23 protein-coding genes are annotated in these 23,247 nt (G+C 73.1%); 10 read left to right on the top strand and 13 right to left on the bottom strand.

The genetic code is table 11. The features are described 5' to 3' along the window. Positions 1 to 104: 104 nt before the first annotated feature. A complete protein-coding gene (locus AB0H52_RS20270) occupies positions 105 to 821 on the top strand; it encodes a maleylpyruvate isomerase family mycothiol-dependent enzyme (protein WP_151489469.1) in 717 nt (238 codons plus the stop codon). Positions 822 to 828: 7 nt separating this feature from the next. Next, positions 829 to 1,482, top strand: coding sequence for an MBL fold metallo-hydrolase (locus AB0H52_RS20265; RefSeq protein WP_357949222.1), 654 nt, complete (start codon positions 829 to 831; stop codon positions 1,480 to 1,482). 204 nt (positions 1,483 to 1,686) lie between these two features. Here the strand turns inward: AB0H52_RS20265 and AB0H52_RS20260 are convergent, their stop codons facing one another. Together AB0H52_RS20260 and AB0H52_RS20255 are read right to left on the bottom strand one after the other, a co-directional pair. Further along, positions 1,687 to 2,295 (bottom strand): VTT domain-containing protein, encoded by a 609-nt coding sequence (locus AB0H52_RS20260; RefSeq protein WP_357949219.1) that lies wholly within the window; start codon positions 2,293 to 2,295, stop codon positions 1,687 to 1,689. A gap of 100 nt (positions 2,296 to 2,395) precedes the next feature. Next, positions 2,396 to 3,079: a 50S ribosomal protein L11 methyltransferase gene (locus AB0H52_RS20255; protein ID WP_357949216.1), complete on the bottom strand. Its 684-nt coding sequence runs from the start codon at positions 3,077 to 3,079 to the stop codon at positions 2,396 to 2,398. Between the two features lie 193 nt (positions 3,080 to 3,272). On the opposite strand from AB0H52_RS20255, the gene AB0H52_RS20250 reads away from it, so the two are divergent. After that, positions 3,273 to 3,476 carry a cold-shock protein gene (locus AB0H52_RS20250; RefSeq protein WP_007072071.1) on the top strand — a complete coding sequence of 68 codons (204 nt, stop codon included), beginning with the start codon at positions 3,273 to 3,275 and terminating at the stop codon, positions 3,474 to 3,476. A 49-nt stretch (positions 3,477 to 3,525) separates the two neighbouring features. Here AB0H52_RS20250 and AB0H52_RS20245 read toward each other — a convergent pair whose 3' ends face one another. The 5 genes from AB0H52_RS20245 to AB0H52_RS20225 form a co-directional block, all read right to left on the bottom strand. Then, entirely contained in the window at positions 3,526 to 4,806 is a 1,281-nt protein-coding gene (locus AB0H52_RS20245; protein ID WP_357949213.1) for an MFS transporter, read from the bottom strand. Beyond that, a complete protein-coding gene (locus tag AB0H52_RS20240; protein WP_151489466.1) occupies positions 4,803 to 5,378 on the bottom strand; it encodes a metalloregulator ArsR/SmtB family transcription factor in 576 nt (191 codons plus the stop codon). Before AB0H52_RS20240 ends, AB0H52_RS20245 begins: the two co-directional genes overlap by 4 nt. A gap of 87 nt (positions 5,379 to 5,465) precedes the next feature. Next, positions 5,466 to 6,341, bottom strand: a complete 876-nt coding sequence (locus AB0H52_RS20235) for a hypothetical protein (protein WP_151489465.1) — start codon at positions 6,339 to 6,341, stop codon at positions 5,466 to 5,468. A gap of 146 nt (positions 6,342 to 6,487) precedes the next feature. Further along, positions 6,488 to 8,158, bottom strand: coding sequence for a CocE/NonD family hydrolase (locus tag AB0H52_RS20230; RefSeq protein WP_357949210.1), 1,671 nt, complete (start codon positions 8,156 to 8,158; stop codon positions 6,488 to 6,490). A 2-nt stretch (positions 8,159 to 8,160) separates the two neighbouring features. Then, on the bottom strand, positions 8,161 to 8,676 hold the full coding sequence (locus AB0H52_RS20225; RefSeq protein WP_151489474.1) for a MarR family transcriptional regulator: 516 nt from the start codon (positions 8,674 to 8,676) through the stop codon (positions 8,161 to 8,163). A 122-nt stretch (positions 8,677 to 8,798) separates the two neighbouring features. Between AB0H52_RS20225 and AB0H52_RS20220 the strand changes: the two genes are divergently transcribed. Next, positions 8,799 to 10,916 carry an efflux RND transporter permease subunit gene (locus tag AB0H52_RS20220; protein ID WP_357949208.1) on the top strand — a complete coding sequence of 706 codons (2,118 nt, stop codon included), beginning with the start codon at positions 8,799 to 8,801 and terminating at the stop codon, positions 10,914 to 10,916. A 78-nt stretch (positions 10,917 to 10,994) separates the two neighbouring features. Here the strand turns inward: AB0H52_RS20220 and AB0H52_RS20215 are convergent, their stop codons facing one another. Further along, positions 10,995 to 12,413 (bottom strand): DedA family protein, encoded by a 1,419-nt coding sequence (locus AB0H52_RS20215; RefSeq protein WP_151489462.1) that lies wholly within the window; start codon positions 12,411 to 12,413, stop codon positions 10,995 to 10,997. 133 nt (positions 12,414 to 12,546) lie between these two features. Here AB0H52_RS20215 and typA point away from each other — a divergent pair, with 133 nt between their 5' ends. From typA to AB0H52_RS20200, 3 genes are all read left to right on the top strand, one after another. Beyond that, the gene (gene typA, locus AB0H52_RS20210) at positions 12,547 to 14,415 is read left to right on the top strand and encodes a translational GTPase TypA (RefSeq protein WP_151489461.1); all 1,869 of its coding nucleotides are present in this window, start codon (positions 12,547 to 12,549) and stop codon (positions 14,413 to 14,415) included. A gap of 117 nt (positions 14,416 to 14,532) precedes the next feature. Then, positions 14,533 to 15,384 (top strand): serine hydrolase, encoded by an 852-nt coding sequence (locus AB0H52_RS20205; RefSeq protein WP_151489460.1) that lies wholly within the window; start codon positions 14,533 to 14,535, stop codon positions 15,382 to 15,384. Between the two features lie 54 nt (positions 15,385 to 15,438). Continuing rightward, positions 15,439 to 16,128, top strand: coding sequence for a lysoplasmalogenase (locus tag AB0H52_RS20200; RefSeq protein WP_151489459.1), 690 nt, complete (start codon positions 15,439 to 15,441; stop codon positions 16,126 to 16,128). On the opposite strand, the gene AB0H52_RS20195 is transcribed toward AB0H52_RS20200, so the two are convergent. Then, positions 16,097 to 16,891: a tyrosine-protein phosphatase gene (locus AB0H52_RS20195; RefSeq protein ID WP_357949204.1), complete on the bottom strand. Its 795-nt coding sequence runs from the start codon at positions 16,889 to 16,891 to the stop codon at positions 16,097 to 16,099. The genes AB0H52_RS20200 and AB0H52_RS20195 overlap by 32 nt on opposite strands. A gap of 44 nt (positions 16,892 to 16,935) precedes the next feature. Here AB0H52_RS20195 and AB0H52_RS20190 point away from each other — a divergent pair, with 44 nt between their 5' ends. Next, positions 16,936 to 18,033 carry a dipeptide epimerase gene (locus tag AB0H52_RS20190; protein WP_151489457.1) on the top strand — a complete coding sequence of 366 codons (1,098 nt, stop codon included), beginning with the start codon at positions 16,936 to 16,938 and terminating at the stop codon, positions 18,031 to 18,033. A gap of 58 nt (positions 18,034 to 18,091) precedes the next feature. Further along, on the top strand, positions 18,092 to 19,006 hold the full coding sequence (locus AB0H52_RS20185) for an NlpC/P60 family protein (RefSeq protein ID WP_357949200.1): 915 nt from the start codon (positions 18,092 to 18,094) through the stop codon (positions 19,004 to 19,006). A 38-nt stretch (positions 19,007 to 19,044) separates the two neighbouring features. On the opposite strand, the gene AB0H52_RS20180 is transcribed toward AB0H52_RS20185, so the two are convergent. Next, positions 19,045 to 20,043 (bottom strand): TerC family protein, encoded by a 999-nt coding sequence (locus AB0H52_RS20180; RefSeq protein ID WP_151489455.1) that lies wholly within the window; start codon positions 20,041 to 20,043, stop codon positions 19,045 to 19,047. A 398-nt stretch (positions 20,044 to 20,441) separates the two neighbouring features. Between AB0H52_RS20180 and AB0H52_RS20175 the strand changes: the two genes are divergently transcribed. Further along, positions 20,442 to 20,735, top strand: a complete 294-nt coding sequence (locus AB0H52_RS20175) for an antibiotic biosynthesis monooxygenase (protein ID WP_151489454.1) — start codon at positions 20,442 to 20,444, stop codon at positions 20,733 to 20,735. A 117-nt stretch (positions 20,736 to 20,852) separates the two neighbouring features. On the opposite strand, the gene AB0H52_RS20170 is transcribed toward AB0H52_RS20175, so the two are convergent. From AB0H52_RS20170 to AB0H52_RS20160, 3 genes are all read right to left on the bottom strand, one after another. Further along, entirely contained in the window at positions 20,853 to 21,710 is an 858-nt protein-coding gene (locus tag AB0H52_RS20170; protein WP_151489453.1) for a helix-turn-helix transcriptional regulator, read from the bottom strand. 196 nt (positions 21,711 to 21,906) lie between these two features. Continuing rightward, entirely contained in the window at positions 21,907 to 22,275 is a 369-nt protein-coding gene (locus tag AB0H52_RS20165) for a VOC family protein (RefSeq protein WP_151489452.1), read from the bottom strand. Positions 22,276 to 22,366: 91 nt separating this feature from the next. Continuing rightward, positions 22,367 to 23,206, bottom strand: a complete 840-nt coding sequence (locus AB0H52_RS20160) for a helix-turn-helix domain-containing protein (protein ID WP_151489451.1) — start codon at positions 23,204 to 23,206, stop codon at positions 22,367 to 22,369. Positions 23,207 to 23,247 lie beyond the last annotated feature (41 nt).

Here is a 23,247-nt window from a genome sequence, read left to right as displayed (position 1 = left end):
TGATCCGGATCGAACCGCCGAAACGTCTTCGCACTACCCACGACTGGTCAACGACCGACCACCCCGAACGAAGCGTTACTGACCCACGCTCCTAGGGTCTACGGGTGACCACGGATCCGCTGCTGCTGATGGGTGAGGTGGACGCCGCCACCGACCGGTTGCTGCGGACCGCGGCCGCCTTCGACGCCGCGGACCTGGCGGGCCCCTCGCTGCTGCCGGGCTGGACGCGCGGGCACGTGCTGGCCCACCTGGCGCGCAACGCCGACGGCTTCGTCAACCTGCTCACCTCGGCCCGCACCGGGCAGCCGGTGCCGATGTACGCCTCACTCGCGGCCCGGACGGCCGACATCGAGTCCGGCGCCGGCCGGCCACCCGCCGAGCACCTGGACGACCTGCGGCGTACCGCGGACCTGTTCGCCGAGGCGGTCGCCGCCATGCCGGCCGAGGCGTGGGCGGCGACGGTGCAGGCTCGCCGGGGCCCGTGGCCCGCCGCGCTGCTCGTCTGGGGTCGGCTGCGCGAGATCGAGGTGCACCATCTCGATCTGGCCGCCGGCTACCGCGCCTCGGCATGGTCGGAGACGTTCACCCTCCGGCTGCTGCGCGAGGCGGCCACCCACCACGGCAACCGGCCGGCGCCGCCGTCGATGGTGCTGCGTGTCGACGGCGGCCCGCACGAGTTGGTGATCGGGGACCGGGTCGGCGCCCCGGTCGTCTCCGGTCCCGCACCGGACCTCGCCGCCTGGCTGATCGGCCGTGGCGGCGGCGACACACTCGCCGTCACACCCGACGGCCCCCTGCCTACTCCACCGGAATGGATATAGAAACGTCATGACCTACAGCGGAGATGTCACCCACGGCGGCCCGCCGGCGGTACGGGAGTTGGACGGGCTCACCATCAGCAAGCTGTCGGTGGGTCCGATGGACAACAACGCCTACCTGCTGCGCTGCACGGGCACCGGTGAGCAGGTGCTCATCGACGCCGCCAACGAGGCGCCCCGGCTGCTGGAGCTGGTCGGCGACGGTGGGCTGACGGCCGTGGTGACCACCCACCAGCACATGGACCACTGGGTGGCGCTGGAGGAGGTGGTGGCCAAGACCGGCGCCCGGGTGCTGGTGCACGCCGACGACGCGGCGGGGCTGCCGATCGAGGCGGAGCGGCTCGCCGACGGTGACACCGTGCCGGTCGGCGACTGCGCGCTGGAGGTCATCCACCTCAAGGGGCACACCCCGGGTTCGATCGCGCTGCTCTACCGTGACCCGGCCGGCACCGGCCACCTCTTCACCGGTGACAGCCTCTTTCCCGGTGGGGTCGGCAACACCGACAAGGACCCGGAGCGGTTCGCCGCGCTGATCGACGACGTCGAGCACAAGCTGTTCGACCAGCTTGCGGACGACACCTGGTTCTACCCCGGCCACGGCAAGGACAGCACCCTGGGAGCCGAACGCCCAGCCCTCCCCCAGTGGAAAACCCGAGGCTGGTAGCAACCAACGGGGGAAACCCGACGCTGACCGAAAACCACCAAGCCCGACAAACCACCGGTGGGCGGCGACCCCCCGGACGAGCCGCCACCACGACGGGGGCGGGGGTCTGCCGTGCCCGGCGCAGGGATCAAGCCTGACCGCCCGGAGCCGGGCACGGCAGGCCCCCGCCCCCCCAACCGCAACCGGGCCCGGAACCGCAGCAGCTCAGGAAGCGACAGCGAACAACCGACGCCGAGCACCCAGCAACACGACGGAAGCCAGCACCAGCCCAACGCCCATCGTGACCAGCAGAGGGCTCGGCGTGCCGGGCAGCAGTCCGGCCAGGGACCGCGACGCGGTGCCCAGCGCGAGGTAGAGGCCGGCCCAGGCGGCGGCCCCGAGTGTCGCGCAGCCGAGGAACCGGCGGTACGACATCCGCAGCCCGCCGGCGGCGAGCGGCAGCAGCGCGTTGAACACCGGCAGGAACGGCGCGACCACCATCATCCGGCCGCCGCCGCGGCGCAGGATCCCTTCCGCCGCGCTCCAGCGGGCCTCGCCGATCCAGTCACCGACCCGGCTGCTGCGGAGGCGTTCGGCGTACCGGCGGCCGACGAGGAAACTCAGCGACCAGCCGGCGAGGCAGCCGGCGAGCACCGCGGTGAAGGTGGCGAGCCCGGTGGCCGGTCGGCCCACCCCGACCGCGGCGAGGATCGCCACGTCGCCGGGGATGAGGACGCCGAGCAGGGGTACGGCGTCGAAGAGCATGACGATCCCGAGCGCGCCCATCAGCAGCAGGATGGGCAACTCTCCGACCTGGGCCAGCCATTGCGTCATGCTGCGTACGCTATGGCCGACCTGCCACCGTGGACATCCGGTCGCGTCCCCCAGCGTCCCCTGGTATCGGCCTCGGGGTCACCCCTGAGTGGTCTCGGCGTCACGCGGGTCGCAGCACCCGGACCCGGCGCAGCGACGAGTCGACGGATGGTTCGGTGGTGGGCACCGGGTAGTCGGCCAGCACGGTCAACCGGTCCTCGGGCAGGTGCCCCCGGTCGGGGTCGCCGACCAGGACGTCGGCACCGCCGGCGGCGGCCCGTTGCAGGAACGGCAGCACCCGGTCGGCCAGCGCGCGGCTGTAGAAGACGTCGCCGGCGACCACCAGGTCCGCCTCCGCGTCGACGCGGTCGAGCAGGTCGTCTCCGGTCGTGTCGACGTCGACCTGGTTGGCGCGTGCGTTGACGGTGACGGCGGCCACGGCGTACGGGTCGATGTCGTTGGCGACGACCCGGGTCGCGCCGCACAGCGCGGCGGCGATGGCCACCAGCCCCGATCCGGCGGCGAGGTCGAGCACCCGCCGGCCGACGACGAGTTCCGGGTGGTCCAGCAGGTGCCGGGCCAGGGCCTGGCCGCCGGCCCAGACGGAGGCCCAGTAGGGCGGTGGCAAAGTGTGCCCGGCGGCCGCCTCCATGCGGGCCCACCAGACGATGGCATCCTCGGCGAGGTGCAGTCGTACCTCCGGGACGAACGGGATGGGCACCAACTGGAGCCGGTCCAGGCCGCTGCCGGGCGCGTCGATCTCGCGCTCCAGCACGGTCAGCGCGGTGGCTGTGGCACCCCTCATCGGCGCAAGCATGCCCCAGCGGAGAGTCACCTGGGTCGTTTTCAGCCGCCGGCGCGCAGAGTTCACTCGACTTCGCACGAAGACCTACGGCACTTCGGCCGGCAGATCGCGGGTTTGCCCGTTACTGTCGAACAGGTACGGGCGATCATCGGCCACAGGTCGAGGGTCAGCCGCTTTGAACAGGGAGAGATGCATGGCAACCGGCACGGTTAAGTGGTTCAACTCGGAAAAGGGCTTCGGCTTCATCGAGCAGGACGGTGGAGGGCCGGACGTGTTCGTCCACTACTCCGCCATCGCGACGAGCGGCTACCGGGAGCTCAACGAGGGCCAGAAGGTCGAGTTCGAGGTGACCCAGGGGCAGAAGGGTCCGCAGGCGGACAACGTCCGCCCGATGTAGCTCCGTGCCGGTGACGGCGGCCGGTTCGCCGGTCGCCGTCGCAGCGCACTCAAGACGCCGCCGGGGCGGCGGGCAGGTCCCGCCGCCGCCGGAGCGGTCCCATCACCAGAATCATCGGCGTGAGGGCGAGCCAGGTGGTCATCACCGTGATCGCTGTCGCGACGCCGTAGCGTGCGCCGAGCGCACCGGCCAGCACGGCCGCGAGCGGGATGGCGCCGAAGTTGAGCAGATGCATGCTCACGGTCACGCGGCCGAGCAGGTGGTGCGGGGTGTACGTCTGCCGGAAGGCGCCCTTCACCACGTTGCCGACGGCGACGCCGAGGCCGATCAGCACCCCGCCGAGCGCCGGCCAGACGAGGCCGGCGCCGGGTGCGGCCAGGGGGATGAGCAGCGCGGGCGGTCCGGTCAGGGCCGCCCCGATCAGCATGGCCCGCGCGGTGCCGCAGCGCCGCGCCAGCGTGGTGGCCAGCAGCGCGCCGACGATCCCCCCGACGCTCATCACCGCGACCACGGCGCCCACCATGCCGGGCGCGAGTCGCAGCTCGCGGACCAGGAAGACCACCAGGACGGCCTGGTAGCCGGTGAGCCCGATGTTGCTGGCCGCGCCGAAGACCGTGAGCACCCGCAGGTACGGGTCGCGGATGACGAAGCGCAGTCCTTCGGCGATGTCGCGGCGCAGTGACCGGGAGTGGGCGGCCCGTGCGGCGGGTGGCTCGACGGTGCGGATGCGCAGCAGGAAGGCCGCGGAGAGCAGGAACGTGAGGGCGTCCAGCAGCAGCGCGGCGACGGCGCCGGTGAGTTGGGCGATCAGGCCGGCGATGCCCGGCCCGACGACATAGCTGACGGTCTGGGTGGCCTGGAGTTTCGCGTTGCCCTCGGGCAGCTGGTCGGGTCGCAGCACGACGGGGAGGTAGACCTGGTCGGCGGTCTCGAAGAAGACCCGCGCGGTGCCGGCGCCGAGCGCGACGAGCAGCAGGTGCCCGACGGTGAGCCGGTCCAGTGCGGCGGCCAGTGGCACGCTGAGGAAGGCCAGCGCGCAGAGCAGGTCGCAGATCACCATCACCGGCCGGCGTGGCAGCCGGTCCACCCACGCGCCGGCCGGTAGGCCGATCAGCAGCCAGGGCAGCCAGGCCGCGGCGGTGAGCACCGCCACCTGGAAGGTGCCGGCGTCGAGGACGGCCACGGCGACCAGCGGCAGCGCGACCGTGGTGACGTTGCTGCCGACGCTGCTGACGGTCTGGCCGGCCCAGAGCAGCCGGAAGTCCCGATGCCGCAGCAGTCCGCCGGCCGGCCGGGCCGGGCTCGGATCGGTGCGGGTGGCCGCGGTCACGGCCGGGCCGGAACGCCGTGGGCGAACACGAAGACCGGCTGGCGGTCCCGCCCGTCGTCGGGCAGCGGCCGGTCGGCCCAGCGGGCCAGCAGGTCGATCATTTCGCGGCTCAGCTCGGCCAGTTCGTCCGGGGTGAGGTGCAGCCACTTGTCGGTGGAGAAGGGGCCGTCGTGCCAGGTGGCCTGCGTCGAGTCGTCTGCGGCGTGCCAGGCTCGGGCCAGGGCGACGTGCCGGTCCAGGTTGAGCGACGTGGCGGCGTCGGCGACGGCTCGGGCGGCCGGGTCGGCGTCGAAGTCGCTGTTGGACCAGCGCACCCCCCGGGTGACCAGCCGCCACCACCGCTCGCGCCGGTCCCGGGCCAGTTCGGGGGCCTCGGTGACCAGCTCGCCGGCGGCGAGGACCTTGAGGTGGTGGCTGACGTTGGCGGGCGCCTGGTCGGTGCGGTCGGCGAGCATGCCGACGGTGGACGGCCCGTGGACCTTGAGGACGTCCATCAGGCGGCGGCGCAGCGGGTGGGCCATGGCCGCGAGGACCCGGGAGTCGGTGACCTGGCGTAGGTCGGGGCTTTCCATACGGCCCAACCTGCCATCCGCAACCACTCTTGCGCAATATACGTTGCCCAATGATTGTTGCGGAGTGGCGGGCGGAGCCGCCGACGATCAGGCGACCAGCCGGCGCGCCAGTTCGTCGGCGACCTGCTTGGCCATGGTCGGCGGGATGGCCGCGGCGATCCGCTCGGGGGTCAACCCGGCGAGCACACCCTGGACGATGGCGGGCTCGTCGGTGAAGTCCCGGCCGGACAGCGCGGTCAACGCGGCCTGCAGCGCGCTCACCTGCGCGGCGATGGACGTCAGCGTCGGGCTCTCCGGCTTGTAGTTGCTGACGGTGGCGTCCTGCCCCAGCGCCATACGGGTGTAGATCTGACCGATCGGGTTGCGACCGTCCAACAGGGTCAGGTTCTGGTGGACGGTGGCCAGCCAGGCGTGCTCTTCGGGGGTCATGTCGTTGTCCTCCAGGAGTCCGATGGAGCTGAGGTAGCGGCGGAACAGCGGCCGCTGGTCACGGCCCGCCTTGATCGCGTCGCGGAAGAAACTGAAGTGGGTGTGCCAGCGGTGTGTGGTGTCGCCACTGGTGCGCTTGCCGAGCCGGTCCCACCGCTTCACGGTCGTACCGTCGGGGCTGTAGATGATCTCGCGGATGTCGCGGGTGTCCGCCGCGTTCGCGACGCACTGCCCCACACACCAGACCGAGAAGCTGGCCAGGGTGTGGGTACGACCGGCGGAGCGGACATCGAAGCCGCCGACGTCGAGCGCCGCGGCGTCGAGGGTCAGGCCGGCACGGTCCCGGGGTGACTCCACCACGGAGTAGTCGTTGGTGACGACCCGGTCCGATCCGCAGTGGTACCCGCCCCGGTGGTCGGCGTCGCCGACGATGCCGACCTCCGCCGGCTCCAGATCGTCCGGTCCGGGAGCGTTGTCGAGATGGGTGAGAAGCAGACTTCGGAGGGCCAACAGATTCGCCGGGGCCCGGGTCATGGGGTCCCCCTTTCCAATGGATGGGGGCCGGGCGTGCGACATCACACCGCGTACGCGGTCAGGAAACTTCGGGCGAGCCCGGCCTACTGGTGCACGGCGCCGGGCGTTAGCACAACCATAGCCCGCAATTTCGATGAATGCCCAGCTCAGCGGCTTGTAGATTGTGCGGAACCACTGTGGATGATCGGCAGCATCAGCGCGGAGGGGTGCTCCGGGTCGTGCAGAACCTCTCGCCATCCGGCACACAGCGTCACTGCCGTACCAAGGGATTCGCCGCTGCCCGGGTTGCGCGCCCAGCGCGGATGGGCGCCTCCGGAGACCTGCAACCGCAACCGGTGCCCGGCGGCGAACCGGTACGCGGTCGGCCAGAGCGGCACCGGAACCCGCAGCGCGCCGGACGCGTCGCCCGGGAACCGGTCGGGGGTGACCCGGACCAGCCCGTCGCACACGTTCCAGGACCGGCTCCGACGGTCCACGTCGCACAGTCGCACGAAGACATCGAGGTACGGCAGCTCACCGCGGACGTGGATCTCGGCGCGCACCGGGCCGATCACTTCCAGCGGCCGGGCCAGCGGGGCGCTGGTGTAGGTCAGCACGTCGGGGCGGGCCTCGACAGTTCCGTTGTCCACCGTGCCGGCCCGCTGCGCGACGAGCAGCGGCCCACCCACCGACGGGGTCGGATCGGCCGGGTCGTAGCGGAACCCGTCCGGCGTCGACCCGACCGGCGGACGCGCCGCCAGCTCGCCGCCCGGGTGCAGGTGCCACGCGGTGTCGACCGCGGGCGGCGGCCAGTCCGGCAGGTCGCGCCAGCCGCCGCCCCGGCCTCCCACGTGCAGCCGGACCGGCGCCGACCCGCCCGGAGCCCGGCCCGCCGGGGTCAGGTGCGCGTCGAGCCAGGCCAGCCCCTCGCGCAGGGAGGCGGCGAACAGGCCGGGGCTGCCGTGCGTCCACGGACCGATCACGAGACGCCCTCGGGCGCCGGCGGCGCGCAGCGTGGCGTGGTCGTCGAGCTGGGCGGGCAGGAAGATGTCGTGCCAGCCGGTGACCATGAGCACCGGCGCCCGTACCCGGGCGACGCGGTCGGCGAAGACCCGTGTCCGCCAGTACGGGGCGTCCGGGGTGTGGTGGCGCAGCCACTCCTGGAAGAAGGGGATCCGCACGCCGGTGGCCACCCGGTCGGCGTCGGCCAGCGGCAGGTGTTCCAGCGCGGCGGCCAGCCGGGGCTGCCCACGCTTGAGTTCCCACTGCCGGGCCAGCCACGGCACCGTCTGCGCGTGCAGCAGCTCCGCCCAGGTCAGCACCGTGTCCAGGGCGAACGACTCCCCCGCGTACGTCGAGTCCCGGGTGGCCGAGGCGGTCACCACCGCGACCATCGCGCGCAGGTCGTCGCCGGCGTCGGCGGCCAGCGCCCACTGCGCGAAGCCCTGGTAGCTGACGCCGAACATGCCGAGCGCGCCGGCCCACCAGGGTTGGCGGCGCAGCCAGTCGAGGGTGTCCAACCCGTCGTCGCGCTCGTGCACCAGCGGGGCGAAGGTCCCACCGGATCCGCCGGTGCCCCGGCAGGACTGGATCACCGCGTGCTTGCCGCGTACGGCGAGCAGCCGCCCGAGCAGCCGCAACGGCCCACCCCGTCCGTACGGGGTGCGGATCAGCACGGTGGGCGCGTCGGGGGCGGCCGGGGCGTAGTGGTCGGTGCGCAGCACCACGCCGTCGCGGGCGCGTACCGGAATGTCCCGGGTGACCCGCACCGGTCCGGTGCGGGTCGGCGGCAGCCGCAGCGCGGCACCGGCCAGGCGGGCGACGAGACGACGCGACACGGTCAGCCCGTCGGGCGGCGGGGCGGCTCGGGTCGGGCGGCGCGCACCGAGTCGCGGTGCGCGCGGATCGACTCGCTCATCGCCGCCATGAACCGGTGCACCACCTCCAGCTCGTCCTCGTCGAACCGGTCCATCACCGTGTCGGTACGGGCGCCCAGCGGCTGGAAGAACTCCATGGCGAGCGTGGCGCCCTGGTCGGCGTAGTGCAGCAGCACCTTGCGCCGGTCGACGGTGTCCCGGTCCCGGCGGATGTGCCCGGCCCGCTCCAGCCGGTCGATCAGGGCGGTGACCGAGCCGGAGGAGAGGTTGAGCTGCTCACCGAGGCGGCCGGGGGTGATCGGGTCGCCGAGCAGTTCGGCGTCCATCACGGCGATCAGGGCCCGCAGGTCGGTCGGGTTGAGGCCGTGCAGGTTGGCGAAGGCGTGGCCGACCTGCTGGGCGTCCACCGCGTACCGCCGGAGGTTGTTGGTGATCTCGGCGACCAGCTGCTCGCGGCGCGTGTCGCGCCGCCGGTACATGCCGTGAGTCGCCACCTCGCGCCGCTTCCCGTCGTCGGTTTCCCGGGTTGCAGCATAGAACAGCCGTCGATAATCTCGCCTATCAAGATACTCGACTCTCGAAGGACTTTGAGGTCAACCCGATGTCTGTCTTCACCAGAGTCGCTCGCGGCCGGTTCGCCGCCTGGCTCACCGTGGCCGCCGCGGTCGTCGTCAGCGCGGCCGTTCTCGGCCTGCCCCGGCCGGACAACCCGGCACCGGTCTCCGCCACCGGCCTGTCGGTGAGCTGGGAGTCGACCCAGGTGCAGCGGCTGCAGGACCAGCTCCCCTCCAGCGAGGTACAGCCGGCCATCGTGGTGGTCAGCCGCGACGACGGGGGTGCGCTCAGCGAGGCCGACCGGTCCGCCGTCGGCGACCGCGCCGGCGACCTCGCCCGCTTCGCGGCGGGCGGGCAGGTCAGCCCCGCCCAACTCTCCCCGGACGGCACGGTGGCGCTCGTCGCCGTGCCGCTGAGCACCGCCGGGGGCCAGGCCGAGGTCACCGCCACCGTCACCGAGCTGCGGGACGCGCTGACGGAGCTGCCCGACGGTCTCACCGTCGAGGTGACCGGCGCCCCCGCCTTCACCGCCGATCTCTCCTCGGTCTTCGAGGGCGCCGACGTCACCCTGCTCATGGTGACCGCCGCCGTGGTCGCCCTGCTGCTGCTGATCACCTACCGCAGCCCGTTCCTGTGGATCGTGCCGCTGGTCGTCGTCGCGGCGACCGAGCAGCTCACCCTGCGCGCGGTGGACACGATCGTGCCGGCCGTCGGGATCAACCTCCAGCAGGGTCAGGTCACCGGCATCGCCAGCGTGCTGGTCTTCGGCGCCGCCACCGACTACGCCCTGCTGCTCATCGCCCGCTACCGGGAGGAGTTGCGCCGCGCCGAGGACCGGTTCGCGGCGATGCGCGCCGCGCTGCGCCGTACCGCCGAGCCCATCCTCGCCAGCGGCGGCACCGTGGTGCTCGGCGTGCTCACCCTGCTGCTCAGTGAGCAGGAGACGAACCGGGCACTGGCCGTGGCCTGCGCCACCGGGGTCGTCTTCGCGATGGCGTCGGCGCTGTTCGTGCTCCCGGCCGTGCTGGTGCTCTTCGGTCGCGGCCTGTTCTGGCCGTTCGTCCCCCGGGTCGGTGGCGCGGCGCGCGAGGGTCGGCTCTGGGGCCGGCTCGGCGCCGCCGTGGAACGCCGTCCGGTACCGGTCGCGCTGCTGGCGACGCTGCTGCTCGCCGGCCTGGCGCTGGGGGGCCTCGGCATCCGCACCGGCCTGTCCGAGACCGAGCAGTTCCGGGCCCAGCCCGAGGCGGTCACCGGCGCGCAGACCCTGGCCCGCGCGTTCCCCGCCGGCACCACCCAACCGGTCGCCGTGCTCACCACCCCGGCGGCGGTCCGCGCGGTCACCGACGTCGCCGCGGGCGTACCCGGGGTCGCCTCGGCCCGCCCCGGTGACGCCGGGCAGGGCGTCGCCCAGGTCGATGTGGTGCTCGCCGCCGAGCCCGGCACCACCGCGTCCGACCGCACCATCGAGGCGTTGCGCGACGCGGTCGCCGCCGTGCCCGGCTCCGCACCCCCCGCTGTCGACGGCGCCGCCGCGCCAACCGGGGCGATCGTCGGCGGCACGGTCGCCGCCACCTACGACTCGGAGAAGGCCAACGACTCCGACCTGCGGCTGATCCTTCCGATCATCCTGCTGCTGGTCGGCGCCGTGCTCGTCCTGCTGCTGCGCGGCCTGGTCGCGCCGGTGCTGCTGGTGCTCACCGTGATCGCGTCGTTCTTCGCGAGCCTCGGCGCGGCGTGGCTGCTCTTCGACCACGTGCTGGGCTTCCCGGCCCTGGACAGCGGCGTCCTGCTGCTCGCCTTCGTGTTCCTGGTGGCGCTCGGGGTGGACTACAACATCTTCCTGGTCACCCGCGCCCGGGAGGACGCCCGCGTGGCCGGCACCCGCGGCGGGATGCTCTCCGCGCTGCGGGTCACCGGCGGCGTGATCACCAGCGCCGGCGTGCTGCTCGCCGCGGTCTTCGCCGTGCTCGGCGTCCTACCGCTGATCACGCTGACCCAGATCGGCGTCATCGTCTGCATCGGCGTCCTGCTCGACACGCTGCTGGTACGCACCGTCCTGGTGCCGGCGCTGGCGTTCGTGCTGGGCGAGCGCTTCTGGTGGCCCGGCCGGGTCAGCAGGGACGCCGTCCCGGCCGACCCGGAGCCGGTCGCCGCTCGAGACTGACCGACCCACCAACCACGCGGCGGGGCCGGGGCACCGCAGCCACGGCCCCGCCGACGTCGGTGTGACCGTCGCCGCACCCTAACAAGGCTCGACCGGTCGGCGAGGCCCCTGCGGCGGCGACCGGACCGGCTCCACGAGCTGGTCCCGATCCCCCACCGCCCGGTCCCGGGTGGCCCACGCGACGATGAACACCACCGTCCACAGCACCCCGAGCAGTACCGCCGCCGCGGTCCCGCTCGCCGTGTCCAGGCCGAGGTAGAGCCGCGCGCCGCCGATGCCCACCACCGCCGCGGCGGCGGTCGTCCAGGCGGCCACCGCCACCGGCCAGCGGGCGCTGCGCGACACCAGCCAGGCCAGAGTGCAGAAGCTCGCCGCGACCACCGCGTTCTGGGTCGGGAAGGGGACCGACTCACCGCCGTCTGGGCCGGCCGCCGGCGACCCGGTCCACTCCGCCACCACGGCCAGCACCAGCAGCGGCACGAACGCGCCGACGGTGCCGACCACGCTGAGCAGGTCCGCCCGCCACGGCCGTTTCCGCCACGCCAGCACCGCCGCCACCAGGGCCACCAGCACGATCAACACCCACCCGCGCACCAGGGACACCACGATCATGGTGGCGTCGGCGGCGCCCGGGGTCCGCCGGGCCGCGAACCAGCCCTCGACCGCCCCGTCCAACGCCGCCAGCCCGCTGTTGCGCACCGACACGGCGAGCAGGCCGGCGATGGCGAACCCGGCGGCGAACAGCAGCACCAGCCCCGCGGCCAGGTTGAGCAGCAACGTCCAGGCCGGCCCGACCCGCATGGCCACCAGGAAGAACAGCAGCCCGTAGCGGGCGCTGAGCCAGCGGATCGGCGGCAGCGCGCCGGCGCGGGAGAGCAGCGCGCGTGCCGGATCGGGGTTGCGGCCCAGCCACCGGCCGGCGAGCACCACCCCGAGCAGGCCGGCCAGCAGCACCAGCGCCGCACCGGTGGCGCGACCGAGGTACGCGGAGACCGTGTCGTACGACTCACCGGCGAGGTGACCGAGCAGCACCGAGCCGCCCACCCAGGTGACGACGCCGGCGAGGTTCCACGGCGCGAACCGCCGGTACGGCATGCCGGCCGCCCCGGCCAGTCGGGGCACCAGGGTGCGGGCGAAGGCCACCCAGCGGGCGGCGAACACACCCCGTCCGCCCAGGCGGGCGAGCAGGGCGTCGGCCCGGCCCCACCGCTCGGGCCCGACCCGGTGACCCAGCCCGGCGCGCAGCTTCGGGCCGTACCGTCGGCCGGCGCGGAACGCCAGCCCGTCACCGAGGACGGCCGCGACGATCATCGCGAACAACGCCGGGCCCAAGCGCAAGGTACCGTTGTAGGTGAGGAAGCCGACGAGCAGCAGGGTAGCCTCACCCGGCACCAGCAGGCCGAAGATCACCGCGGTCTCGCCCGCCACGATCAGCGCGGCGACCAGGTAAATCCACAGAGTGGGCAGACCCTGCACCGTGGTCAGCAGGTCGTGCACTCAGGCCCCCGGGACACGGGAGCCAGCATGCCAGCCGGGGGAACGACCGGCACAGCGGTTTCACCATAGATCAGGGGCACCTGGGGGTGACCCCGACGCAGCCTGCGCGAGCGCAGGCGGAAGGATAGAGGGTATGCAGCTTCGCACCGACCTCCGCAACGTCGCCATCATCGCTCACGTCGACCACGGCAAGACCACCTTGGTCGACGCCATGTTGCGGCAGGCCGGCGCGTACGGCGCGCGAGGTGAGAACACCGAGCGGGTGATGGACTCCGGCGACCTGGAGCGGGAGAAGGGCATCACCATCCTCGCCAAGAACACCGGCGTGCACTACCTGCCGGCGGACGGCTCCGACCCGGTCACCATCAACATCATCGACACCCCCGGCCACGCCGACTTCGGTGGCGAGGTGGAGCGCGGCCTGACCATGGTCGACGGCGTGGTGCTGCTGGTCGACGCGAGCGAGGGCCCCCTGCCGCAGACCCGCTTCGTGCTGCGCAAGGCGCTGCGGGCCCGGATGCCGATCATCCTGGTGATCAACAAGGTGGACCGCCCGGACGCCCGGATCAAGGAGGTCGTGGACGACACCTACGAGCTCTTCCTCGACCTGGACGCCGACGAGGAGCAGATCGACTTCCCGATCGTCTACGCGTGCGCCCGCGACGGCATCGCCTCGCTGACCCAGCCCGCCGACGGCTCGGTTCCCGACGACAGCACCTCGCTGGAGCCGCTGTTCCGCACCCTGCTGGACACCATCCCGGCGCCCGCGTACGAGGACGGGGCGCCGCTGCAGGCCCACGTCACCAACCTCGACGCCTCGCCGTTCCTCGGCCGGCTGGCGCTGTGCCGGGTCCGTCAGGGCACCATCAGCAAGGGCCAGACGGTGGCCTGGTGCCGCACCGACGGCAGCACCCAGCGGGTCCGCATCTCCGAGATGCTGATGACCGAGGGCCTGGAGCGCAAGCCGGCCGAGTCGGCCGGGCCGGGCGACATCATCGCCGTCGCCGGCATCCCCGAGATCATGATCGGCGAGACCCTGGCCGACGTGGAGAACCCGGTGGCGCTGCCGCTGATCACCGTCGACGAGCCGGCCATCTCGATGACCATCGGCACCAACACCTCGCCGCTGGTCGGCCGGGTCAAGGGTTCCAAGGTCACCGCGCGGATGGTCAAGGACCGGCTCGACAAGGAGCTGATCGGCAACGTGTCGCTGCGGGTGCTGCCCACCGAGCGGCCGGACGCCTGGGAGGTGCAGGGCCGCGGCGAGCTGGCGCTGGCCATCCTGGTCGAGCAGATGCGCCGGGAGAGCTACGAGCTGACCGTCGGCAAGCCGCAGGTGGTCACCAAGGAGATCGACGGCAAGACCTGCGAGCCGGTCGAGCGCCTGACCATCGACGCCCCGGAGGAATACCTGGGCGCGATCACCCAGCTCCTGGCGACCCGCAAGGGCCGCATGGAGCAGCTGGTCAACCACGGCACCGGCTGGATCCGGATGGAGTGGCTGGTCCCGGCTCGTGGCCTGATCGGTTTCCGCACCGAGTTCCTCACCGACACCCGCGGCACCGGCATCCTGCACCACGTCTTCGAGTCCTACGAGCCGTGGTTCGGCGAGCTGCGGACCCGTAACAACGGCTCGCTGGTGGCCGACCGCTCCGGCGCGGTCACCGCCTTCGCGATGATCAACCTGCAGGAGCGTGGTCAGCTCTTCGTCGACCCGACCACCGAGGTGTACGAGGGCATGATCGTCGGGGAGAACTCCCGCTCCGACGACATGGACGTCAACATCACCAAGGAGAAGAAGCTCACCAACATGCGGGCGTCGACCTCCGACGAGACCGAGAAGCTGATCCCGCCGCGCAAGCTCTCGCTGGAGCAGGCTCTGGAGTTCTGCCGCGAGGACGAGTGCGTCGAGGTCACCCCGACCGCGGTGCGCATCCGCAAGGTGGTGCTCGACCAGCAGCAGCGGGGCCGGGCCGCCGCCCGCCGCAAGCACGCCGGCTGAGCCCACCAGCTCCCGACGACCGGGCGCGTCGGCCGCTTGCGGCCGGCGCGCCCGTCCGCTTCCGGGCAGAGGGGTACGCCGGGGACAACCCATCGGTGATCGGCTACGGTCACCGGCATGACCTGGGATGATCTCGACGCCCACCTGGACCGGGTGCCCGGCACCGTCTCGGCGTACGTGGGCCGGCTCGACGCCCCGCCGACATGGACCCGGCACGCCGACGCCACCCACTACGCCGCCAGCACCATGAAGGTGGCGGTGCTCGCCGCCCTGCACCGCGCCGCCGAGTCCGCGGCGCTGGAGCTGGACGCGCACGTCCCCGTGGTCAACGAGTTCGACTCGGCCCAGCCCGGCGCGCCCCGCTTCTCCTGCGCCCGCGACTACGACAACGACGACGCGGTCTGGGACCGGGTCGGTGGGACGGCGCCGCTGCGCTGGCTCGCCGACCGGATGATCGTCCGGTCCAGCAACCTGGCCACCAACCTGCTCATCGGGCACGTCGGGCTGCCGGCGCTGGCCGAGGTGTGGGCGGTGGCCGGTGCCCGCAACAGCGTCACCGGTCGGGGCATCGAGGACTTCGCCGCCCGCGAGGCCGGCATCACCAACACGGTGACCGCGGCCGACCTGGCCGCCCTGCTCGGCGCGCTGGCCACCGGGGCCGCCACCCCCGGCCGGCTCGCGTCGCCGGCCGCCTGCGCGGCCATGCTGGACGTGCTGCTCGCTCAGGAGCACCGCGAGGACCTGGCCGCCGGCCTGCCCGACGGCACCCGCATCGCCCACAAGAACGGGTGGGTGCGGGGAGTCCGGCACGGCGCCGGCGTGGTGCTGCCCGACGACGCCCCGCCGTACCTGATCGCCGTCTGCACCACCACCGACCTGGCCGGCGGCGACGACGAGGTCGAGGACGACGCCTGCCGGCTGCTCGCGCACATCTCGGCGCAGGTCTGGGCCGCCCGGCACCGGCTCTGACCCGACACCCGTCGATCCGGCTAGGCTGCCCGCACCCCACCCCCGGAGCCGTCGATGCCGCGCAGCCGCACCATCCTGCTCGCCTTCCTCGCCGTGACCGCGGCGAACCTGCTCGCCAACGCCACCGACAGCGACCTGACCTTCGCGCTCACCAAGCCGCTGCTGATGCCGCTGCTCGCCGCGTACCTCTGGAGGGCCACCGCCGAACGCGACGCCCGGCCGGACCGGCTGGTGCTCGCCGGGCTGGCCTTCGCCACCGGCGGCGACGTGGCGCTGCTGGTCGACGGCACCGGCTGGTTCCTCGCCGGCATGGCCTGCTTCCTCGGCACCCACCTCTGCTACCTCACGGCCTTCACCCGGCGCGGCGCCGCGACGGCGCTGCGCCGCGCGCCGCTGGTCGCGGTCCCCATCGGGTACGCGGCGCTGACCGTCATCGCGCTGGCCTGGATGTGGGCGGGGCTGGCCGCCGCCGGGCTGGCCGTGCCGGTGGCCGGCTACGCGCTCGCGTTGGTCGCGATGGCCACCACCGCCGCCACCCAGGGCTGGCGCGTCGGTCTCGGCGCGGCGCTCTTCCTCGGCTCGGACCTGCTGATCGCCGCCGGGGTAGCCGGCGTGGCACAGCCGCCCGGCGCGCCGGTGCTGGTCATGGCGACGTACGCGGCCGGCCAGGCGCTCATCGTTACCGGTCGGGCCGCCTGCGCCGGCGCGCCGGTCACTCCAGCAGCTGCGCCCGCAACGCCGTGAGGTCGTCGTCGGTCAGCCCGAGCCCGTCGCGCAGGTAGCCGTCGAACGAGCCGTGCACCCGGCGTACCTCGTCGTAGCCGGCGTCGAGGTACCCGGCGCGGACCTCCAGCACCGGCAGCACGGCCTCGACGTCCAGCTCCGGCTGCCGCCGCATCGCCTCGACGATCACCGCGCGCAGGCTGGCGGTCAGCGCGTTGTTGCGCAGGTACTCCGTGCGGATCGTGGCTTCGTCGACGCCGAGGGCGGTCAGCAGGATGACGGTGAGCCAGCCGGTGCGGTCCTTGCCGGCGGAGCAGTGGTAGACCAGCGGAAGGTTCTCCGGTCGGGAGGCCAGCCGCACCGCCTCGGCGAAGCCGACCCGCGCCGACTCGCCGGTGACGAACCACCGGTAGATCTCCGCCATCGCCCCGGCGGTGCCCTCCCGGGCCAGCTCCGCGTACGCGTCCAGGTCATGGCCGAGCAGCACCGCCGAGACGTACGTGAAGACGGGGTGCTCCGGGTCGTGCACCGGCAGGTGCACCACCCGTGGCTCGCCCACCAGCCGGTCGCTCGGCGCGACCGCGATCTCCGAGCCGTCGCGCAGGTCGACCACGCAGACCGGCCCCAGCTTCGCGAGCACCGGCAGGTCCTCGTCGGTGAGCCGGCCCAGTGCCGGGGTACGGATCAGCCGCCCGGCGCGTACCCGCCGACCGTCGGCGCCGGGGAGCCCACCCAGGTCACGTGCGTTCGGCGCGCCCACCATCTCCCAGTCCCGCCCAGCCATCCGGTGTCCCCTCCCGCCGCGTGCCTGCGTATAGGGTGCCCGACATGACGATCTCGGCGGTACGCACCCACCGGGTTTCTGCCCCCTTACACACTCCGTTCGTCACCGCCCTGCGCCGCACCACCACGGTCGAAACCCTGGTCGTCGAGCTGGTCGACACCGACGGCCGGTCCGGCTTCGGCGAGGCCCCGCAGGTCTGGCAGGTCACCGGCGCGTCGGTCGGCGGCGCCCAGGCGTGCGTACGGGAGCTGCTCGGGCCGCTGTTGATCGGCCGTGACCCGGACGATCTGGTGGCCCGCTGCGCGGAGGTGCGGCGGGCGGTGGCCGGTAACGAGGCCGCGAAGGCGGCGCTGGACGTCGCTCTGCACGACCTGGCGGCCCGACGCCTGGGCGTACCCCTGGTGCGTCTGCTGGGTGGCACGACGCTGCGGGTGCCGACGGACGTGACCCTCGCGGCGGGCGACGCGGTCGACCTGGCGGCGGCCGCGCGGCAGCGGCAGGCCGACGGCTTCGCCGTGCTCAAGCTCAAGGTCGGCACCGACGCGGCCGGTGACCTGGACCGGGTGCGGGCCGTGCGCGCGGCGGTCGGCGCCGGGGTCCGGATCCGGCTGGACGCCAACCAGGGGTGGACGCCCCGGGAGGCGGTCCGGGTGATCCGCGGCATCGAGGACGCCGGGCTCGACGTGGAGCTGGTCGAGCAGCCGGTGGCACGCTGGGACCTGGACGGGTTGGCCTGGGTCAGCGACCGGGTCTCCGTGCCGATCCTGGCCGACGAGGCGGTCTTCGGGGTGCGCGACCTGGTGGAGGTGATCCGTCGCCGGGCGGCCGACATGGTGAACGTCAAGCTGGCCAAGTGTGGCGGGCTGCAGCCGGCGCGCACCCTGCTGGAGCTGGCCGCCGCGCACGGCCTCGGCACGGTGGTCGGGTCGATGATGGAGAGTCAGGTCGGCATCGGCGCGGCGGCGAGTCTGGTCGCCGCGTACGGCACCACGGCCGTCGCCGACCTGGACGCCGCCTGGTGGCTGGCCTGGTCACCGGTGCAGGGTGGGATTCGCTACGAGGGGGCGACCGTGGTGTTGCCGGACGCGCCTGGCCTGGGCATTTCCGGCCTGACTGAAGCTAAGGTTCAGAGCCGCAGTTGATGATCGTTGGTTTCTTTCATAGGGTTTCCCGGAACAGCCGATCGAGCTGGGGGTTGACGTGCAGCTGCAACCGGGCCGCGAGGCCCTCGTCCGGGTCGCGGTGGCCACCCTGTGGACCTCTCCCGAGGCGGTCCGCCCGATCGACGGCCCGGCGCTCAGCGCCGGCGCCGACATCCCGGCCTGGATCTCCGGCATGGACACCGACCAGCAGGTCGGCGACTGCGTCCTGAGCCAACTCCTACTCGGTGAACGGGTCCTCGTCACCGAACTACGCCCGGACGGCTGGGCCCGGGTGGTCGCCGTCGAGCAGCCCGCCGCCAAACTGGACCCACGGGGCTACCCGGGCTGGCTCCCCGCCGACCAGGTGACCCCCGTCGACCCGACCGTCGCCGGCGACCCGCTGGTGGTGGACGCCACGGTCACCGAGCTGCGCGCCGCACCGCACGGTCCGGTCGTGGTGCCCGGCGTGGTCGTCGGGACGCGTCTCGTCCCGGCCGGCCCGGCCCGCGACGGCTGGCAGCCGGTGCACGTTCCCGGCCAGGCCGCCCCACTCTGGCTGCCCGACAGCCAGCTCGCCCCACCGTCGAGCGAGCCGCCGAGCGCCGAGCAGGCGCTCGCCGTGGCCCAGCGACTGCTAAACGTGGCGTACGTCTGGGGTGGGCTCTCCGCGTACGGCATCGACTGTTCGGGGCTGGTGCACCTGGCGTGGCGGCGCTTCGGGGTCCTGCTGCCCCGCGACGCCGACGACCAGGCGGTCGCCACCTCTCCGCTGCCACTCGGCGCGGAACGGCCCGGCGACCTCTACTTCTTCGCCCGCCCCGGCCGAAAGATCCACCACATCGGGATCGTCACCGCGACCCCGGGCGGCGAGCAACGGCGGATGCTGCACGCCTGCTACCGGCGACGGCGGGTCATCGAGGAGGCCCTGCCGGCAGATCGCACCGCCACCCTGGTGGGCGCGCACCGGGTCTGACCGGCCGGGCACCTTCGGGCACCCGGCCGGCGCCGGGATCAGCGTCGGGCGTCGGCCAACTCGCGGCGGCGGTCCCGGGAGGACTTGATCAGGCTGGCGGCGGTGGCGACGCCCAACGTGCCGAGGATGACCAGCAGCGAGAGCCAGATCGGGATGTGCGGCGCCCAGCCGACGTGCTCCCCACCGTTGATGAACGGCAGGTTGTTGTCGGCGAGGGCCTCCAGCACCAGCTTGACCCCGATGAAGCCGAGCACGACGGCCAGGCCGTAGCTCAGGTAGATCAGCCGGTCGAGCAGGCCGCCGAGCAGGAAGTAGAGCTGCCGCAGGCCCATCAGCGCGAACACGTTCGCGGTGAAGACCAGGTACGGCTCCTGGGTGATGCCGAAGATCGCCGGGATCGAGTCCAGTGCGAAGATCACGTCGGTGGTGCCGATGGCGATCATCACGATGAGCATCGGGGTGAACAGCCGCCGGCCGTTCTCGTGGGTCATCAGCTTCGCGCTGTCGTAGCCCTTGGAGATCGGCAGCGCCCGGCGACTCCACCGGATCAGCAGGTTCTCGGAGAACTCGTCCTCGTCCGGCTCACCCTGGCGGGCCAGGTTGACGGCCGTGTAGATCAGGAACGCGCCGAAGATGTAGAAGACCCAGGAGAACTGGGAGATCAACGCGGCGCCGGCGGCGATGAACCCGCCGCGCATCACCAGGGCCAGCACGATGCCGACGAGCAGCACCTTCTGCTGGTACTGCCGGGGCACCCCGAAGCGGGCCATGATGATCACGAAGACGAAGAGGTTGTCCACCGAGAGGCTGTACTCGGTGAGCCAGCCGGTGTAGAACTGCCCCGCCGAACTGGCCCCGGAGGTCAACCAGACGCCAGCGCCGAAGAGCAGGGCCAGGCCGACGTAGAACGCGACCCAGAGGCTCGACTCCCGCACACTCGGCTCATGCGGACGCCGACCGATGATCAACAGGTCGACGAGCAGAACCGCAGTCAGTGCGACGAGAGTCCCCGCCCACACCAATCCGGACACGTCCAACGTTCATTCCTCCGGCAGACACGCGGCGTCGGGCACACCGTACGCCTCCGCGAAGGCCGGTGTGCCGTTGACGCCAACTCTGGTGACTGTCGGAGGTCTCTTCCGCCGCCACCCGCGAACGGGTGACGACCGACGGCGCCGGGTCGGGACGCCGGGATTCCGGCGATCGACCGTGCTGACGACTCCGTCGCGAGGGAATACTCCCCTCCTCGGGGACCATTCTTCCCCACCACGCGCCGTGATCACACCCCGGGCAGCCGGTGGCACCGCACACCCTCCCCGGCGGGAACAGCGCAGCGCGACACACCCGCCAGCGCGTCCTAGGAGGCTAGTGTGTCGGGGTCCGCGAGTGGACCCCGCGCCACCACGGCGTCCCCGTGCCGTGGGAGGCTGCGGGCATGGTGCTTGAGGTCGCGTTGATCGACGTACTGCCCGGACACGAGGACGCGTTCGCCGCCGCGTACGCCCAGGGCCACCCGGTCCTCGCCGGGGCGACCGGCTGCCGGTCAGTGCGGATGACCCGGGGCATCGAGTCCCCGACCCGGTTCGTGCTGCTGGTCGAATGGGACTCGGTCGAGGCGCACGAGGAGAACTTCCGGGCCACCGAGCGGTTCGCGCAGTGGCGCGCCCTGATCGGCCCGCACTTCGCGGGGCCGCCCGTGGTCGAGCATTTCGTCGACGTACCGGCCTGAGTGGAGCTGTCGTACCCCCCGGTTAGCGTGCCTGCGCACGCGCCGGCCGCCGGTCCCGACGGGCTCGGGGGCGCCGGGCCCGGTGGCCGCGCGACGCGCCGTCGTGCCCACGCCGGGTCACTCGCCGACGCGGCGGGCCAGCGCGGTGATCGTCTCCTCCGGTGACAGCGCCGCCGCCAGCAGCGCCTCGGTCATCCGCTCGTACCGGTCGACGTCCAGCACCGTCGCCAACCGGACGTCGGTGGTCAGCGCCTCCAGCATCACCGTCCGCGGGTCCGCCGGGTCGGGAAAGGCATACCAGGAGTACGGCGTGAGCGGGTGCAGGCCGCTGCTGGCCGCCCCGCGCGGCAGCAGCCGCACCGTCACGTGGGCCAGCCCGGTCACGGTGACCAGGTGCCGCAGCTGTTCACGCCACACCGCGACCGGCAGGTCACCCGGGTCGCAGGCCGCCTCGGCGAGCACCGCCGTGTAGCGCGGCGGGTCGGTCCGACGCAGCACCTCCTGCCGCAGCGCCCGGGCGCGCACGTCCGCCTCGATGTCGACCTCGGGCGTGAGCAGGGCGCCCGCGGCGACCCGCAACCGGGCGTACGCCGGCGTCTGCAGCAGCCCCGGCACGACCGCGGGCTGGTACTCGACGATGTGGGCGGCACCGGCCTCCAGCTCGGCGTACGTCCGCTGCCGCTCGCTCATCTCGCCGAGCGTCTTCCACCAGCCACGGCTGGTGGCCGCGTCCCGGGCGATCACGATCAGCGCGTCGCGGGCCGGCGACGGCACCTGGTAGACGTCCAGCAGGTCCAGCACGTCGGCGAGGTCCGGTCGGCTCTGACCCAGCTCGATGCGGGACAGCTTCGACGTCGAGGCCCAGCCCAGCCGGTCGCAGACCTGTTCCAGGGTCAGTGCCTCACGTCGGCGCAACTGGCGCAGTTCAGCACCCAGGCGGACTCGTCGAATGACAGGACTTGTTGGCAGCGGCATCCCGGCCTCCCCACCGAGGGAGAGTACGCAGGACGATCACCCAGTGCAATACCTTGCTCGCGCACCGCAACCGAACGGTTCCGCACCGCCACGCGTCCGGACCCGCCCCGGCTGCGGCGGACCCCGGTCTGCCGGTACGGCTGACGGTCGCCGGGCCGGGCGCGCCCCGTGCCGCTCCGGCCGGCGTCCGCGCCGGTCAGGGCCGGTACGTGCCGAACGCCCACAGGGTGCCGGCGAGATCGCGGGCGGTGTAGTCGCGGGAGCCGTAGTCGGTGTCGTACGGCTCCTGCGTGATCTGCGCGCCGGCGGCGCGGGCCCGGGCGCAGTGGGCGTCGACGTCGGGCACCGCCACGTAGACCGACCAGTCGTCGTCGGCCGGTCGAGGCGCGGCGTCAGCCCGCGGGCCCAGCATGACCATGCCGGTCTCGAGGACGAGTTCGGCGTGCGCGACCGTGCCGTCGGGCGCCTCGTGCACGGCGTGCACCTGGAAGCCGAAGGCGGAGCAGAGCCAGTCGATCGCGGATCGGGGATCGGGATAACGGAGGATCGGATAGACGGTTCGCATGCGACCAGTCTCCAGCCCGCGGCCCACTCCCGATTGGACGAATGTGACCTCGGCCCGGCGTCCCGGCGGGACCGGCCCGCCGGCGGGCGCGTCAGCCCGCGGAGCGTGCGGCGAGCAGTGCCGCCGGAGTGGCACCGGCGAACTGGTGGAAGTCCCGGATGAGGTGCGACTGGTCGTAGTAGCCGCAGCGGGCCGCCACCTCCGCCCAGTCGACGGCCCGCCCCGCACCGGCCGTGACGTCGACGCCGGTGAGCGCCGCGCGTGCCTGCTGGAAGCGCAGCAGGCGGGCCGCCGTCTTGGGCGGCAGGCCGACGTCCTGCCGGAACCGGGCCGCCAGGTGCCGTCGGCTCCAGCCCAACTCGGAGGCGAGCGCCCCGACACCGCCCCGCCCGCCGCTGGCCACGAGCCACCGCCAGGCCCAGTCGAGCCGGGCGTCGACCGGTGGGGACGCCGCCAGCCGGTCGGCGAGCGCCGCGTCGAGGAGCGCGAAACGGTGCGGCCAGCCGTTGGCGTCGGCCAGCCGGCCCCGCAGCCGGTCGAGCCAGCCGCCCGGGAGGTGCCCGACGCCCACCGCCCGGTTGGTCAACTCACCCAGCGGCAGACCGAGGAGTCGACGGGCGGTCAGCGGCGACAGCAGCAGCTCGACCCCCTCCCCCACACCCACCGTGCGGGTGGTGCACCAGCCGTCGAACGTGCCGGCCACGAACGAGTCCGTCCGCTGGACGCCCCGCTCCGCGCTGCGCGGGTCGGTCACGTCCAGGGGGGCGCCCCAACCCAGGATCAGCACCACGAAGACGCCGGCCGTCTCCCGACGGACCAGCGGCACGTCCGCGCGTTCCCGGTAGCCGATGTACCGGTCCACGAACGGGCGCAACCGGACCTCGGGCAGCCCGAGGACCAGCTCGTCGTCGACCGGCGCCCCCGCTGTCAACCTCGGACCACCCTTCCCGCGCCCCGACCGGCCACGCCCAC

The organism is Micromonospora sp. NPDC050695 (assembly GCF_040654415.1).
Classification (GTDB): Bacteria; Actinomycetota; Actinomycetes; order Mycobacteriales; family Micromonosporaceae; genus Micromonospora.
The sequence above is the reverse complement of the archived record's forward strand: the minus strand, read 5'-3'. Positions and strand labels throughout refer to the sequence as shown.

What these genes read in the sequence shown, in the direction of transcription:
- AB0H52_RS20265 (WP_357949222.1), top strand. Translation starts at nt 829, where the DNA reads ATGACCTACAGCGGAGATGTCACCCACGGCGGCCCGCCGGCGGTACGG.
- AB0H52_RS20260 (WP_357949219.1), bottom strand. Translation starts at nt 2,295, where the DNA reads ATGACGCAATGGCTGGCCCAGGTCGGAGAGTTGCCCATCCTGCTGCTG.
- AB0H52_RS20255 (WP_357949216.1), bottom strand. Translation starts at nt 3,079, where the DNA reads ATGAGGGGTGCCACAGCCACCGCGCTGACCGTGCTGGAGCGCGAGATC.
- AB0H52_RS20250 (WP_007072071.1), top strand. Translation starts at nt 3,273, where the DNA reads ATGGCAACCGGCACGGTTAAGTGGTTCAACTCGGAAAAGGGCTTCGGC.
- AB0H52_RS20240 (WP_151489466.1), bottom strand. Translation starts at nt 5,378, where the DNA reads ATGGAAAGCCCCGACCTACGCCAGGTCACCGACTCCCGGGTCCTCGCG.
- AB0H52_RS20235 (WP_151489465.1), bottom strand. Translation starts at nt 6,341, where the DNA reads ATGACCCGGGCCCCGGCGAATCTGTTGGCCCTCCGAAGTCTGCTTCTC.
- AB0H52_RS20225 (WP_151489474.1), bottom strand. Translation starts at nt 8,676, where the DNA reads ATGTACCGGCGGCGCGACACGCGCCGCGAGCAGCTGGTCGCCGAGATC.
- AB0H52_RS20220 (WP_357949208.1), top strand. Translation starts at nt 8,799, where the DNA reads ATGTCTGTCTTCACCAGAGTCGCTCGCGGCCGGTTCGCCGCCTGGCTC.
- typA (WP_151489461.1), top strand. Translation starts at nt 12,547, where the DNA reads ATGCAGCTTCGCACCGACCTCCGCAACGTCGCCATCATCGCTCACGTC.
- AB0H52_RS20205 (WP_151489460.1), top strand. Translation starts at nt 14,533, where the DNA reads ATGACCTGGGATGATCTCGACGCCCACCTGGACCGGGTGCCCGGCACC.
- AB0H52_RS20200 (WP_151489459.1), top strand. Translation starts at nt 15,439, where the DNA reads ATGCCGCGCAGCCGCACCATCCTGCTCGCCTTCCTCGCCGTGACCGCG.
- AB0H52_RS20195 (WP_357949204.1), bottom strand. Translation starts at nt 16,891, where the DNA reads ATGGCTGGGCGGGACTGGGAGATGGTGGGCGCGCCGAACGCACGTGAC.
- AB0H52_RS20190 (WP_151489457.1), top strand. Translation starts at nt 16,936, where the DNA reads ATGACGATCTCGGCGGTACGCACCCACCGGGTTTCTGCCCCCTTACAC.
- AB0H52_RS20175 (WP_151489454.1), top strand. Translation starts at nt 20,442, where the DNA reads ATGGTGCTTGAGGTCGCGTTGATCGACGTACTGCCCGGACACGAGGAC.
- AB0H52_RS20170 (WP_151489453.1), bottom strand. Translation starts at nt 21,710, where the DNA reads ATGCCGCTGCCAACAAGTCCTGTCATTCGACGAGTCCGCCTGGGTGCT.
- AB0H52_RS20165 (WP_151489452.1), bottom strand. Translation starts at nt 22,275, where the DNA reads ATGCGAACCGTCTATCCGATCCTCCGTTATCCCGATCCCCGATCCGCG.